The organism is Dietzia aurantiaca (genome assembly GCF_021033825.1).
Taxonomy (GTDB): Bacteria; Actinomycetota; Actinomycetes; order Mycobacteriales; family Mycobacteriaceae; genus Dietzia; species Dietzia aurantiaca.
This window is the reverse complement of the sequence record NZ_JAIFXZ010000003.1, coordinates 300,615-313,749: the sequence shown is the minus strand read 5'-3', so window position 1 is coordinate 313,749 and position 13,135 is coordinate 300,615. Positions and strand designations below refer to the sequence as shown.

Sequence of the window (13,135 nt, the reverse complement as noted above, 5' to 3'; positions counted from 1 at the left end):
GACTTGACGAAGACAGTTAGTCAATCAAATCTTGACGGGAAGTGTGCCCGAGCCTGACCACGCGATCCGCGGTGGCGATGAAGCCGTCGTGGTGTGTCGCGCAGACGACGACGGCGCCTCGACAGTCCGCCTGGTCGAGGAGAAGATCGTGAATGCGGCCACGGCTGGCGGCGTCGAGTCCGGCGTCGGGTTCGTCCATCAGTACGATGTCCGCCCGCCGCGCGAGGGCCTGGGCGAGGAGGGTGCGCTGCCGTTGCCCCCCGGACAGGTCGGTCAGGGAGCGGGATTCGTACCCGGTCAGGCCGACTGCGTCGATCATTTCCGCGACGATTTCCCGCGCTTGCCTCCTTCCGAGGCGGCCCCACGTCCCCATCGAGACGGTGTCCCGCACGGTGATCGGGAGGGTCTCCGGCGCGGCCGGGCGCTGCACCACCAATGACACCGTGCCCAGCCGGCGCACCTCACCCTTCTGCGGAGTGCGTACCCCGGCGAGGATCTCGAGCAGTGTCGATTTGCCGGCGCCGTTGGGTCCGGCGATGGCGGTGACCGTCCCCCGGCCCAGTTCGAGATCGACATCATGGATCACTTCGCGTCCTGTGTAACCGAAGCACACGCCGTGGGCGCTCAGTGCGGGGACGTTCGGAGGCGTCAAGGTGAATCTCCTTGTTGAAAATGATTATCAGTACCGTTACCGTACTACCTCGTGTCCTGGTTCCTTGATCCGTTCAGCACGGTGTTCGTCGCGCGTGCTGCGCTCGGTGGTGTGCTCGTGGCGGCCATATGCGGCGTCGTGGGCACCTGGGTGGTCATCCGCGGGATGGCGTTCTTCGGGGAGGCGATCGGGCACGGGATGCTGCCGGGGGTCGCGCTGGCCACGGTGCTCGGCCTGCCTGCCCTGGCCGGCGGAGCCGCCAGCGCGGTGACGATGAGCGTGGCGACCGGCGCACTGCAGCGGCGCGGGCGGCTGTCCTACGACACGACCATCGGTTTGCTGTTCGTCACGATGCTGTCGGTCGGGGTGATCATCGTGTCGCACTCGGGCAGCTTCGCCACGGACGCGACGGCCATCCTCTTCGGTGACATCCTCGCGGTAGGCACTCCCGAACTCGTCACCCTGGCGATCGCCCTGGCGGTCACGCTCGCGCTCGGGGTGGTCTTCCACCGGGCCTTCGTGGCCGCGGCATTCGACCCGCGCATCGCGCAGACTCTCGGGCTCCGTCCCGCGCTGGCCCACGTGGTGCTCATCGGCCTGGTGACCCTCGCGGTGGTGGCCTCGTACCAGGCCGTCGGCACCCTGCTCGTGGTGGCGCTGCTGCTCGCGCCGGTCGTCGCCGCGAACCGGTGGACCCGGCGTATCCCCTCCACGATGGCACTTGCCGCCGTGTTCGGCAGCGCCGCCGTGGTGGTCGGCCTGCTGGCTTCCTGGCATCTGGGCACGGCCGCCGGCTCCTCCATCGCCTTCTCCGCGATCGCGCTCGCCGGGGCTTCAGCACTGGTCAGAGCTGCGTACGACATCCCGCGAGCCCGCCAGCTGACGCACCACCCGTCTTCCCGCCGGTAGCCGCAGATCTCGTCACCACCCGCCCGACCCAGATGACTATCCGAAAGCAGGTCATGCAGAATTCCAGAACGATCGTGCCCCTCGTCGTGGCCCTGGCGCTCTCACTCGCGGCGTGCGCCGGAGCCGACGACGAGGGCACCGATGCAACCGGCGCCGCGCCGGGCGCTGAGCCGCCCACCGCACAGGGCCCCGCCGCTGGGAGTCCCGCCGGAGCGGAAGTCTCCGGAGCCGGACACGGAGCCATCGACGGCGCCGAGGAGGTGGCCGAGCCGCAGCTGCACCTCGTGAGTATCGATTCGGACGGCGCCGTGGGAATGGTGAACCTGCTGGACGGGACCGTCTCCGAACCGGAGGCCATCGCCCCGCCGTCGGCGGTCACCTCCGACGGCCGTTACCTGTTCGCCGAGACGGGCGAGGGCGTCGAGATCGTCGACAGCGGCGTATGGACGTGGGATCACGTGGACCACTTCCACTTCTACCGGACCTCGCCCCGGGTGCTGGGGCCCGTGGCGGGTAGCGGTCCGGTGGTCGTGTCGACCTCGGCCAACGCGACCACCGGCGGCACCGGGCTGTTCTTCCCCGAGTCGGGCGAGGCTGTGCTGCTGGACAACCAGGCGCTGTCCAAGGGGCGGATCGAGGAGGTCTTCCGTCTGGAGATCGAACCGCACGAGGGGGTGACCGCCCCGCTCGGCGGTGGCGCGCTCGTCAGCTCCGTCGACGACTCGGGCGCCGTGACCGGGGTGCGGTTCCACGACTCGGCCGGCGCACCCGTGGACGGCGCGGCGGCCTCGTGCCCCGATGCGCAGGGCACCATCACCACCCGTGTGGGCGTGGTCGTCGGCTGCGCTGACGGAGCCGTCCTCGCCACGCTTGACGACGACGAGCCGACCCTGGAGCACGTGCCCTACCCCGAGGGCACGGACGCACCGCGCGCCACCGACTTCCGGAACCGCAAGGGGCGCCCCACCACGGCCGCGCTCGCCGGCGAGGCCGGCTTCTGGCTGCTCGATACCCGCGAGAAGCAGTGGCGGCACGTGCCGACGGCGGAGCCGCTCGTCCAGGTCTCGGCGTCCGACGACGCGGACCGGCACGTCGTCGCACTGGACCACGAGGGCCGGATCCGCGTCTACGACGGCGCCGCCGGAACCGAGATCGCCGCAACGGAACCCCTGGTGGCCGCAGCGCTCGCGGACCCGGACTCGCGGAAGGGGGTCGACCTCACCGTCGACCGGGAACGCGCCTACGTCAACGACCCCGCCGGGGGCGTGGTCCACGAGATCGACTACCGCGCAGGTGCGCGCGTCGCCCGCTCTCTGGACACCCCGACCGCGCCCGACTTCTTCGCGGAGACCGGGCGATGAGGCGGCGGCGGACACCCGCGGTCGGCGTCCCTCGGGGGCCGGTGGCCGCGGCCCTCGTGGCCGTGCTGACCCTGGCCGGGTGTACGGGCACCGACGCGTCATCGGACCGGCCCGTGGTCGTCGTCACCACCAACATCCTCGGCGACGTGGTGGAGAACCTGGCCGGCGAGAGCGCCGACGTGACGACGCTGATGAAGCCCAACGCCGATCCGCACTCCTTCGAGATCTCCGTCCAGGAAGCGAGTCTCCTGGACCGCGCGGATCTCGTGGTCTCCAACGGACTGGGCCTGGAGGAGGGCCTGCAACAGCACCTGGACCGCGTGGCCGACGCGGGTGTGGAGACGTTCACGGCGGGGGAGCAGATCGAGGTCATCTCCTATTCGCAGGAGGAGGCCGGCGGCGCCCCGGATCCACACTTCTGGACCGATCCGCGCCGGGTCGTCGACGTCGTGGACGCGCTGGAGGCCGAGTTGCTCGAGGTCGAGGGGATAGACCGCGCGACCGTGGAGGCGGGCGCGGAGCGATACCGCGCGGAACTCGCCGAGCTCGACGAGCAGATGACGACCGCGTTCGCCGGTATCCCCGACGATGCGCGCGCTCTCGTCACCAACCACCACGTGTTCGGCTACCTGGCCGAGCGCTTCGACTTCCGCGTCATCGGCGCGGCCATTCCCGGGGGCACCACGCTGGCGTCCCCGAGTGCCGCCGACCTCGATGACCTCGCCTCGGCGATCACCGAGGCCGACGTTCCCGCGATCTTCGCCGAATCGTCCCAGCCCGACCGGCTGGTGCAGGTGCTGGCGAGCGAGGCCGGGATCGACGTCGAGGTGATCGAACTGTTCACCGAGTCGCTCACCGAACCGGGCCGGGGCGCGGACACCTACCTGACGATGATGCGCGCCAACACCACGCGCATCGCCGACGGGCTTTCGAATCACCCATAGGAGAGGAACACCGAATGACAACACGGATCACACGCGGCGCCGGAGCGCTCGCGATGCTCGCGACGGCGTCGCTGCTGGCGACAGCGTGCGGGGGCGGCAGCGGCGCCGGGGACAGCCCGGAATCCCGGGACACGGCGACCACGACCGCCCCCGCGGCGGCTGACGCCGGCGCCACGGAGAACCGCCTCGCGGTGGCCTACGAGAACGGGATCGCGGTCCTCGACGGCGAGACCCTCGAGGTGGTCGAGGAGTTCGAGTCCGAGGAGTTCACCCGGCTCAACGCGGTCGGTGACGGGCGGAACGTCCTGGTGACCATGTCGGACGGCTTCCAGGTGCTCGACACCGCCGAACCCGCCCTGACCGACCTGGTATTCGAGGCCGAGACCCCCGCGCACGTCGTCCGACACGACGGCAAGACGGTTCTCTACGACGACGGCACCAGCGACACCACCATCTTCGCCACCAGCGCGCTGCTCGACGGTGGCGGACAGCTCCCCGAGACCGAGACGGTCCCCGGCGACCGGGCCCACCACGGGGTGTCCATCGTGCTGTCGGACGGCACCTTCCTCACCACGATCGGCGACGACGCCGGCCGCTCCGGCGTGCGCGCCATGGACGCCGACGGCACCGAGTTGAGTCGCAGTGAGGAGTGCCCCGGCGTCCACGGCGAGGGCACCGCGGCCGACGAGACCGTGGTCTTCGGCTGCGAGGACGGCGCGCTGCTGTTCCACGACGGCGAGTTCGAGAAGCTCACCGCCGCCGACGACTACGGGCGTATGGGCAACGCGTACGTCTCCGAGACCAGCCCCCTCATCGTCGGCGACTACAAGGACGACCCGGACGCCGAGGGCGTGCTCCTGGACCAGGTCGCGCTCATCGATCCCGCGGCCGGCACCCACGAGGTCGTGGATCTGCCGGAGGGCGTCGAGTACACGTGGCGGGGCGTCGCCCGCGGGCCCGGCGACCTGGCGTACATCCTCGCCACCGACGGGTCCATCCACGTGATGGATCCCGCCACCGGCGAGATCTCCGAGAGCCACGAGGTGATCGAGCCGTGGGAGGGGCCGGCGGAGTGGCAGAACCCGCACCCGGCCATGACCGTCCGCGGGGACATCGCCTACGTGACCGAGCCTGCGACGCTCTCCGTGCACGCCGTGGACCTCCGGACCGGTGAGGTCGTCGCCTCCGGCCAGATCCCCGGCGAACCGAACGAGATCGCTGTGGCTCTGGGGTAATCGAGCCCAGCAGTGGGAACCGGCGGGCCGCTACATCTCCCGCGCCCGCCGGTTCCGCAGCTGATGCGTGCGTCCACCCGGGGTCGAGACGACCTCCACGTCGAACCGGTCCGTCAGCGCAGCGCCGTGGGGAAACGCGCGCTCTCCCTCGCCCAGAACCACCGGCACCACCACGACGTGCATGAAGTCCACGAGGTCGGCCTCGAGGAACTGGCGGCAGACTGTCGGCCCTCCCCCGATACGCACGTCGGTGCCCGGCGCGAGCTCGCGGGCGCGCTGCAGGGCCTCTGCGGGGGCGGCGTCGAGGAAGTGGAAGACGGTGCCGTTGGCGAACTCGATCGGCTCCCGCGCGTGATGGGTGAGCACGATGACAGGCGTGCGGAACGGCGGCTCATCGCCCCACCAGCCGCGCCACCCGTCGTCGTCCCACGGCCCGGACTGTGGCCCGAATTTGCGCCTACCCATGATCTCCGCGCCGATGCCCTGCCCCCACAGGCTGGTCAGGGCACGGTCGAGAGTGATAGGCGCATCCACGCCGTCGATCCCGTGGATCACCCGGCCGTCGAAGCCCGCGAAGAGCGCCGCGGCGTCGCCGATGGGATGGTCGGTGGTGACGTAGGTGCCGGCGGCGAAGCCGTCCAGCGAGACGAACATGTTGTGGATCCGGACTCTGGACATATCGTCCCCTGCCGTGCGGGCTGCGGTGTGTCCGGAAGATTAGGACTGTCGGCCGCCGGGCACAAGGCCCCCGCGTCGCGGTCGGCGCGGCGCGGCGGCCGTCGCGGTCAGTCCGCCGGTCGGATCTCGCTCTCGGTGACCCACTTGTGGTTGGTCATGGTCATATTCTCGGAGTGGACGTCGACCATGTAGACGGTCTCCTGCGTCGAGCTGTCGATGGTCGCCGTCGCCCCGTCCATGCCGGGCATGTGTGCGGCGCGCAGGACGACCTCGGTGCCGTCGGGCAGCGGTGCCGGGCCCGGGTTCTCCAGTTCCTCGTGGACGACCCACTTGTGGTCGACGACAGGCTCGCCGCCGTCGGTCGGGGTGTAGGTGACCGAGTAGGTGGTGGTGTCGAACGCGCCGGAGACGGTGGCCGCGGCGCCGTCCATCCCGGGCATGTGGTCGGCGGCCAGGACGACGTCCGTCCCGACCGGGAAGGCGGGATCGCCGGCCTCCGCGATGCCCTCGGGCGCGGGCCCGCCGTCCGCGGGATGCTGATGGGCGTCGTGCTCGGTGTCGTCGGAGGGCGCGGCCTCGGTGCCGTGCCCGGTATGGTCCGACGACGACGAGGTCTCCGTCGCGGTGGCCTCACCCGTCTCCGCGGTGTCACTCCCGCAGGCGCTCAGTGCCAGCGCGGAGGCCAGTGCGACTGCTGCGAGGGCGGTCTGACGATTCATGGTGTGTGTCCTCTCGTCGGGTTCGCTGACCGCGAGGGTATACCCACTGGGGGTATCCGTGCCACGACGGAGGGTGTGCGAACGCCCCCGGAGCCGACGCCCGTCGCGGGTGCCCGCTCCGGTGCGGCGGTTACGCGAGAATCTGAGTGCCGGGGGTCGGCGCCGCCATAGTGTACTGCCGCGCCCTCTCGGAGATGGGCGCCCCGTGACGGAGTGCGCTGGCGGTGTCGAGTGAGTACCAGAGCTGGCGGACGAGGTCGATGGCCGGTCGGATGGGTGCCATGAGGGGTTCCCTCCCTACGAGGTAGATGCGGGTGCAGCTATACAGATCTGTATAGCTAACTTCAGATTAGCTATACAGGGTTGTAAATTCAAGGGCGCTATGGCTACTGAATTCCCCGACCTGTCCGACCTGACCCCGGGGGCGCAACGCATCCTCGACGAGGCGTCGACCCTGTTCTACGAGCAGGGCATCCATGCGGTCGGTGTCGACATGATCGCCGCCGAATCCGGGGTGACCAAGCCGGTCCTGTACACCAACTTCGGCTCGAAGGACGGCCTCGTCGTGGCATACCTACTGAATCGGCACCGGTGGTGGTGGCACCTGCTCGAGGAGGAGGTCGAGCGCGCGGAGAGTCCCCGGGTTCTGGCCTTCTTCGACGTCTACGCGGCCGATCCCGGGAACAGCCGACGCGGCGACGCGTTCCTCAACGCCGCCGCCGAACTGCCGGACGATCATCCCGCCCACGAGGTCATCCGCTACCACAAGCAGGCGATCTACGACCGGCTCGTCGAACTCGTCCGCGAGGACACTCCGCCCGAGGGCGACCACCGGATGCTGGCCAGGCACCTCTTCCTCCTCCTGGAAGGGGCGTTCGCGCACCGTCGGATCTACGGCACGTCGCTGCTGACCGACGGCCGCGAGATGGCCGCGCGTCTGATGTCGGAGGCCGCGGCGACGTGACGCCGGTGATGGTCGAGATGATCGTGCCGGCGGTACTCGCGCTGGTGGCCTGGGTGGTCACGTTATGGCGGATCGCAGCGGGGCCGCGGCGCTCGGGCCACGGACTCGCGCTGTACGGCGGCCTGGGATGACCGGTGACGAGTGACCGGCTACGCGTGACAGACCGTTCGCGTCAGTCGCTGCCCGGCGGCGTCGCAGGGTTGAACACGCAGTACATGCGGAGCTGGTCGTGCGCGACGATCGTGTGCCGCTCGTGGCCGTCGAGCAGGTACATGGTGCCCGGGGCCAGCGGGTGCGTCGTGCCGTCCTCGCGGTTGATCAGCTCGCCGTGCCCCTCGATCAGCCAGACGGCCTCGATGTAGTCGGGGTAGTGCAGCGGCGTCTCGGTGCCGGCCTGCACCGTGGTCTCGTGGAACGAGAAACCCACGTTGTCGTCCGACAGGATGATCCGCTTGGACGTCCACGTGTCGCCGCTGACCTGACGGTCGGTCCCGGTGATCTCGTCGGTGGTGCGCACGATCATTGTTTTACCTCCATCTGGTCGAGGAACTCGTACAGCTGTCGGCGGGCGCGGCGGCCCTCCGGGATGGGCTGCATGGTCCAGTTGTGGAACATGCCGGGGTACTCGTGGAAGTCCACGCGCACGCCGCATCTCTGCGCGGCGTCGCGGACCCGGCGGGCGTCGGGATTGAGGATGTCGCGGGTCCCCGTGAACACGATCATCGGAGGGAAGTCGGTGTAGTCCGCGTAGACGGGACTGATTTCCGGGGCATTGGGGTCGTCGCCGTCGGCGTACCACTCGCCGGCCTGCCGCAGCCCGTCGATGTCCAGCTCCGGGTCCGTGGCGTCGATCTCCTCGGAGCGCGGGTCGGAGACCTCCATGTCCAGCCACGGCGAGAGCAGCGCGAGCGCGGTGGGCAGCCCGTCGCCGCGCTCCCGAAGGGTCTCGGTGAGGTATACGGTGAGCGCGCCCCCGGCGGAGTCGCCGAACACGAATCGGTGGCCCGGGTGAGCGGACAGGTAGTGCTCGTAGACGGACATCGCGCAGTCGCGGATCGTCTCGTGCCCGACCGACGGGGCCAGCGGGTAGATCGGGAACACCACCTCGGCGCCGGTACTCAGCACGACGTCGCGGACGAAGTCCCAGTGGTGGTTGTCGGGCTCGGAGACGAACGCCCCGCCGTGAAGGTGGAGGATCCGGGTGCCGGAGCGCTGCGCGGCGTGCTCCGGGGTGAACACGTGGACGCCGACCCCCGCGACCTGGTCGGTGCGCACGTTCAGGCCCTTGCAGGACGACGCGCGGGGCACGGTCTTGTGGGGGTCCTGCGCCTGGGGCAGTGAATGTCGCATGGATGCGGGATCCGCGTAGAACCGTTTGCTTCGGCGCGCACGCAGCGACGCCATCACCATTCGAGCTCGTAGGGAGACCATGGTCGCCGACCGTACGTGGCCGCCCGTCGATCGACTACCGATCGGCTGGTGCCCGTGCGCGCTCGCGGAATCCCCCTGCAGCGTCATGATGATCAGGGCCATTGAGGTGCGCACCCTCTTTGCGGCATTCCGGGCACGTACGTCGGCTGAAAATGTGCATTCTGGGCGCGTAGGTCAGACCGCCTCCGGCGCGCACGCGAGGGGCGTCGGCGGGCCGACTAGGATCGATGCCCGTGGCCGCCTCTCTGCTCATCGCCGGTACGACCTCCGATGCGGGCAAGACCGTCGTGGTGACCGCACTGTGCCGGGCGTTCGCTCGCCGCGGCCTCAAGGTGGCGCCGTTCAAGGCGCAGAACATGTCCAACAACTCGATGGTCGTCAGCAGTCCGGGCGGCCCGAAGGGGCCAGGCGGCTCGGATAGCTCAGCTGGCTCGGACGGCCCTTCGGCCACTGGCGAGATCGGGCGCGCCCAGTGGATCCAGGCCGTCGCGGCGGGGGCCCCGCCGGAACCCGCGATGAACCCGGTGCTCCTCAAGCCCGGCGGCGACCGGCGCAGCCACGTGGTGGTGATGGGGCAGCCGGCCGGGTCGGTGTCCTCGCGCGACTTCGTCGACGGTCGCGCGCACCTGGCCGAGGCCGCATTCGCCGCCTACGACGACCTCGCCTCCCGCCACGACCTCGTGATCTGCGAGGGCGCCGGCAGCCCCACCGAGATCAACCTGCGCGCGAGCGACTACGTCAACATGGGCCTCGCCCGACACGGCGACATGCCCGTCGTGGTGGTGGGAGACATCGACCGCGGAGGGGTGTTCGCCGCCCTCTACGGCACCGTCGCGCTGCTCGAGGCCGCCGACCAGCGCCTGCTCGCCGGCTTCGTGCTCAACAAGTTCCGCGGCGATGCGTCCCTGCTCACCCCGGGTCTGCGCGAGCTCGAGGCGCTGTCCGGCCGGCCCACGCTCGGGGTGTTCCCCTGGCATCCCGACCTCTGGCTCGATTCGGAGGACGCGCTCGCCGTCCCCGCCCCTGTCGGTGCCGCATCCGGCGCTGCCGCGTCCGCCGGCGCTGCGACGGCCGCTCTGCGCGTCGCGGTGATCCGGTTGCCGCGAATCAGCAACTTCACCGACGTCGACGCGCTCGGCCTCGAGCCGGATGTCGAGCTGCGATTCGTCACGGAGCCCCGCGACCTCGCCGGGGCCGACCTCGTCGTCGTCCCCGGGACCCGCGCCACCCTCGACGATCTGGCCTGGCTCCGCGCCCGGGGGCTCAACCGCGCGATCTCTACACATGTCGAGCGTGGCGGAGCGGTCCTCGGGATCTGTGGTGGATGCCAGATGCTCGGCCGCGAAATCGCCGACCCGGACGGCACCGAGGGGCACCCCGGCGCGCGCGTCGACGGCCTCGGCCTGCTCGGCCTGACAACCCGCTTCGCCGCCGAGAAGGCGCTACGCCTGCCGGCCGGGCGGGAGTTCGGCGAGGACGTGACCGGGTACGAGATCCACCACGGGAGGATCACGCGGGGGGACGACGACGACGAGTTCATCGGCGGCGCCCGGCGGGGTCGGGTGTTCGGCACCATGTGGCACGGCACGCTGGAATCGGACGGGTTCCGCAGTGCGTTCCTGGCCGAGGTGGCCCGCGGCGGGAGTGCAGGGGCAGCGGGGGACGGGCGGGCCGGATGGGTGCGCGAGGCGTCGGGTGTGAGCTTCGGCCGGGCCCGGGAGGCGCGGCTGGATCTGCTCGCCGACCTCGCCGAGGAGCATCTCGACCTCGACGCGCTGCTCGGGCTTGCTCAGGCCGGCGCGCCCGCGATGCCGCTGCTCGAGCCGGGAGCGAGCCGATGAGCGGCCCCTCCGCGGCAGCCGGATCCGGCACGGCCGGTGATGCCGATGCGGGCGGGGCTGTGCTCATCCTCGGCGGGACGGGAGAGGCCCGTGCGCTTGCTGCGCTACTCGTCGACCGTGGGATTCCGGTGGTGTCGTCGCTGGCCGGGCGGGTCTCGAAGCCGCGGCTACCGGTGGGGGAGGTGCGTGTCGGGGGCTTCGGCGGGGTCGACGGGCTCGCGGTGTACCTGCGGGAGGCGGGCGTGCGCGCGGTCATCGACGCCACCCACCCGTTCGCGCGGGTCATCTCCGGAAACGCCGCCGCTGCATGCGTCGCGGCCGGGGTCCCGCTGCTGCGGCTGGAGCGTCCGGGCTGGTCGCAGGCACCGGGCGCGGAGAGCTGGCACTGGGTCGACAGCCACGACGCCGCCGCCGACACCGCCGCCCGCCTGGGAATGCGCCCACTATTGACGGTGGGTCGGCAGTCGCTGGATCGTTTCATCGGGCCGTTGGCCGACGTGCCGACGGTCGTGCGCGTGGTGGATCCGCCGGATCATCCGCTGCCCGAGCAGTGGCTCGTTCTGCGCGCGCGGGGTCCGTACACCGAGGACGGCGAGCGCGAGCTGATCGACCGGCACGGCATCGACGTGCTGGTCACCAAGGATTCCGGCGGGGCGTTGACCTGGCCGAAGATGGCGGTCGCGTCGGACGCCGGCATCCCGGTGGTCGTGGTCCGCAGGCCCGGTCCGCCGCCCGGAGTGCGGGTGGTGGACGCCCCCGCCGACGCCGCCGACTGGGCCACCCACCCTCGGTTGCAAGACATGACCACCCCTTGGCAAGACATCTCTCGCGAGATTTAGCCGAGTTTCGCCACTGAGGTCGTGCTACTGCGAGTGCATGTCTTGCAACCGCGGGTGGGTGGCGAAGCGGTGCGCGTGGTCGGCGAAGCGGCGTGCGAGTGCCGGGTGGCCCGCCCAGTGCGTGTGCAGGTAGGACGCATGTAGCGACGCACCCGCGAACCCCTCCGGCCCGGCGCTGCTCGTCCATGCCGGAGCCATCTCGCGGACACCTTCGGCAGACGGGACCCCCGCAGAAGGGGCGACCGCGGTGCGGTGGAACTCGTGGCCAGTGACCTCGGTGCCCGCTGCGGCCAGCACGCTGTCGGCGGGCGCGGTCGACCGGCGGTACGCCAGCGTGAGCCGGGGAGCCATCGCGGCATCCGCGGGCACGGCCCCGACCATGGGCGAGCCGTCGACGGTGCGACAGAGATACAGCAGCCCGGCGCACTCGGCGACCGTCGGCGTGCCGGCCGCGATCGCCGCGCCCAGCGAGGACAACATCGGCCCGTTCGCACTGAGTTCGGAGGCATGCACCTCCGGGAACCCGCCCCCCAGGTAGATCCCTGCGGTCCCCTCGGGCAGCGCCTCGTCGGCCAGCGGGTCGAACGCCGCAACCGAGCAGCCGGCCGCCTCCAGTAATTCGACCGTCTCTGCGTAGCGGAAGGTGAACGCCCGGCCACCGGCCACGGCGATGCGAGGGCGGGCCGTGTCGTCGTCGTTGTCGTCGACCCCGCCGCCACCGCCCCCCGCCAGTACGTCGGCCCCGGCGCCACCGACCCCCGCCAGCGCCTCGGCCGCGTCCCACGGCGCCCCGGCCAGCGGCGGGGCGCTCCGCGCGATGCGCATGACGGCCTCCAGGTCGAGCGATGCCGCCACCCGCTCGGCCAGGTGGTCGAGCGACCGCGCGGCCTCGGGGCGCTCGGCGGCGGGCACCAGTCCGAGGTGGCGGGAGGGGGCGGTGACGTTGTCGTCGCGGTGCAGAACGCCCAGCACCGGGATGCCCAGGGGCGCCAGCGCGCGGCGGACCTCGTCGGAGTGCCGCTCGGAGCCGGCTTTGTTGAGCACGACCCCCGCGATCCGGATCCCCGGCTCGTACGTCGCCATGCCCAGCACCACGGCCGCGATGCTGCGAGAGGCGTGCGAGATGTCCACCACGAGGATCACCGGGCTGCCGGTCAGCGCGGCGACGTGCGCGGTGGAGGCGAACCCGTCGCCGCCGATGTGGCCGTCGTAGAGGCCCATCACCCCCTCGATCACCGCGACCTCGGCCGGGCCCGCGCCCGCGGGAGCCCCGGAGCTCGCATCGACGCCGGCCGCGGCCCCGCCAGCGGCCGACGCCCCGTGGCGGAGCAGCGGCACGATCCGGTCCTCGCCGACGAGGTGCGGGTCGAGATTGCGGCCGGGCCGCCCGGTGGCGAGGGCGTGGTAGCCGGGGTCGATGTAGTCGGGGCCCACCTTGTGTCCCGAGACCCGCAGGCCTGCGCGCCGCAGCGCGAGCATCAGCCCCGTGGCGACGGTGGTCTTGCCGTGCCCCGACGCGGGCGCCGCCACCACGAATCGGGGCAGGTCAGCGCTCACCGCGC

General features: G+C 71.2%; 14 protein-coding genes. 8 read left to right on the top strand and 6 right to left on the bottom strand.

From position 1 onward, the window contains the following. Positions 1-16: 16 nt before the first annotated feature. Entirely contained in the window at positions 17-652 is a 636-nt protein-coding gene (locus tag K3888_RS06225) for a metal ABC transporter ATP-binding protein (RefSeq protein ID WP_230929383.1), read from the bottom strand. 51 nt (positions 653-703) lie between these two features. Between K3888_RS06225 and aztB the strand changes: the two genes are divergently transcribed. Genes aztB through aztD form a run of 4 tightly spaced genes read left to right on the top strand, consistent with a single transcriptional unit; the run spans position 704 to position 5,101 of the window. Beyond that, the gene (aztB, locus tag K3888_RS06220) at positions 704-1,561 is read left to right on the top strand and encodes a zinc ABC transporter permease AztB (protein WP_230929382.1); all 858 of its coding nucleotides are present in this window, start codon (positions 704-706) and stop codon (positions 1,559-1,561) included. Positions 1,562-1,614: 53 nt separating this feature from the next. Beyond that, a complete protein-coding gene (locus tag K3888_RS06215) occupies positions 1,615-2,922 on the top strand; it encodes an ABC transporter (RefSeq protein WP_230929381.1) in 1,308 nt (435 codons plus the stop codon). Then, the gene (gene aztC, locus K3888_RS06210) at positions 2,919-3,866 is read left to right on the top strand and encodes a zinc ABC transporter substrate-binding protein AztC (protein ID WP_230929380.1); all 948 of its coding nucleotides are present in this window, start codon (positions 2,919-2,921) and stop codon (positions 3,864-3,866) included. The genes K3888_RS06215 and aztC overlap by 4 nt, the downstream gene beginning before the upstream one ends. 14 nt (positions 3,867-3,880) lie before the next feature. Then, on the top strand, positions 3,881-5,101 hold the full coding sequence (aztD, locus tag K3888_RS06205) for a zinc metallochaperone AztD (RefSeq protein WP_230929379.1): 1,221 nt from the start codon (positions 3,881-3,883) through the stop codon (positions 5,099-5,101). A gap of 30 nt (positions 5,102-5,131) precedes the next feature. Here the strand turns inward: aztD and K3888_RS06200 are convergent, their stop codons facing one another. Beyond that, positions 5,132-5,779, bottom strand: a complete 648-nt coding sequence (locus tag K3888_RS06200) for a dihydrofolate reductase family protein (RefSeq protein ID WP_230929378.1) — start codon at positions 5,777-5,779, stop codon at positions 5,132-5,134. Between the two features lie 107 nt (positions 5,780-5,886). Further along, complete coding sequence (locus K3888_RS06195; RefSeq protein WP_230929377.1) at positions 5,887-6,498, bottom strand: YdhK family protein; 612 nt, start codon at positions 6,496-6,498, stop codon at positions 5,887-5,889. A 382-nt stretch (positions 6,499-6,880) separates the two neighbouring features. On the opposite strand from K3888_RS06195, the gene K3888_RS06190 reads away from it, so the two are divergent. Beyond that, positions 6,881-7,462 (top strand): TetR/AcrR family transcriptional regulator, encoded by a 582-nt coding sequence (locus K3888_RS06190; RefSeq protein ID WP_230929376.1) that lies wholly within the window; start codon positions 6,881-6,883, stop codon positions 7,460-7,462. Further along, on the top strand, positions 7,459-7,593 hold the full coding sequence (locus tag K3888_RS17595; protein WP_269074850.1) for a hypothetical protein: 135 nt from the start codon (positions 7,459-7,461) through the stop codon (positions 7,591-7,593). The genes K3888_RS06190 and K3888_RS17595 overlap by 4 nt, the downstream gene beginning before the upstream one ends. Positions 7,594-7,634: 41 nt before the next feature. On the opposite strand, the gene K3888_RS06185 is transcribed toward K3888_RS17595, so the two are convergent. Further along, on the bottom strand, positions 7,635-7,985 hold the full coding sequence (locus K3888_RS06185; protein ID WP_308281902.1) for an ectoine synthase: 351 nt from the start codon (positions 7,983-7,985) through the stop codon (positions 7,635-7,637). Next, positions 7,982-8,995 (bottom strand): alpha/beta hydrolase fold domain-containing protein, encoded by a 1,014-nt coding sequence (locus K3888_RS06180; RefSeq protein ID WP_230929375.1) that lies wholly within the window; start codon positions 8,993-8,995, stop codon positions 7,982-7,984. Before K3888_RS06180 ends, K3888_RS06185 begins: the two co-directional genes overlap by 4 nt. Before the next feature lie 125 nt (positions 8,996-9,120). Here K3888_RS06180 and K3888_RS06175 point away from each other — a divergent pair, with 125 nt between their 5' ends. Together K3888_RS06175 and K3888_RS06170 are read left to right on the top strand one after the other, a co-directional pair. Then, positions 9,121-10,734 (top strand): cobyric acid synthase, encoded by a 1,614-nt coding sequence (locus tag K3888_RS06175; protein WP_230929374.1) that lies wholly within the window; start codon positions 9,121-9,123, stop codon positions 10,732-10,734. Continuing rightward, a complete protein-coding gene (locus K3888_RS06170; protein WP_230929373.1) occupies positions 10,731-11,573 on the top strand; it encodes a cobalt-precorrin-6A reductase in 843 nt (280 codons plus the stop codon). Before K3888_RS06175 ends, K3888_RS06170 begins: the two co-directional genes overlap by 4 nt. Positions 11,574-11,597: 24 nt before the next feature. Here K3888_RS06170 and K3888_RS06165 read toward each other — a convergent pair whose 3' ends face one another. Beyond that, on the bottom strand, positions 11,598-13,130 hold the full coding sequence (locus K3888_RS06165) for a cobyrinic acid a,c-diamide synthase CobB (protein WP_230929372.1): 1,533 nt from the start codon (positions 13,128-13,130) through the stop codon (positions 11,598-11,600). Positions 13,131-13,135: the final 5 nt, after the last annotated feature.

Coding starts and splice junctions, on each gene's coding strand:
- K3888_RS06195 (WP_230929377.1), bottom strand. CDS start 6,498: ATGAATCGTCAGACCGCCCTCGCAGCAGTCGCACTGGCCTCCGCGCTG.
- K3888_RS06175 (WP_230929374.1), top strand. CDS start 9,121: ATGCCCGTGGCCGCCTCTCTGCTCATCGCCGGTACGACCTCCGATGCG.
- K3888_RS06185 (WP_308281902.1), bottom strand. CDS start 7,985: ATGATCGTGCGCACCACCGACGAGATCACCGGGACCGACCGTCAGGTC.
- K3888_RS06215 (WP_230929381.1), top strand. CDS start 1,615: ATGCAGAATTCCAGAACGATCGTGCCCCTCGTCGTGGCCCTGGCGCTC.
- K3888_RS06200 (WP_230929378.1), bottom strand. CDS start 5,779: ATGTCCAGAGTCCGGATCCACAACATGTTCGTCTCGCTGGACGGCTTC.
- aztD (WP_230929379.1), top strand. CDS start 3,881: ATGACAACACGGATCACACGCGGCGCCGGAGCGCTCGCGATGCTCGCG.
- aztC (WP_230929380.1), top strand. CDS start 2,919: ATGAGGCGGCGGCGGACACCCGCGGTCGGCGTCCCTCGGGGGCCGGTG.
- K3888_RS06190 (WP_230929376.1), top strand. CDS start 6,881: ATGGCTACTGAATTCCCCGACCTGTCCGACCTGACCCCGGGGGCGCAA.
- K3888_RS06170 (WP_230929373.1), top strand. CDS start 10,731: ATGAGCGGCCCCTCCGCGGCAGCCGGATCCGGCACGGCCGGTGATGCC.
- K3888_RS06180 (WP_230929375.1), bottom strand. CDS start 8,995: ATGGCCCTGATCATCATGACGCTGCAGGGGGATTCCGCGAGCGCGCAC.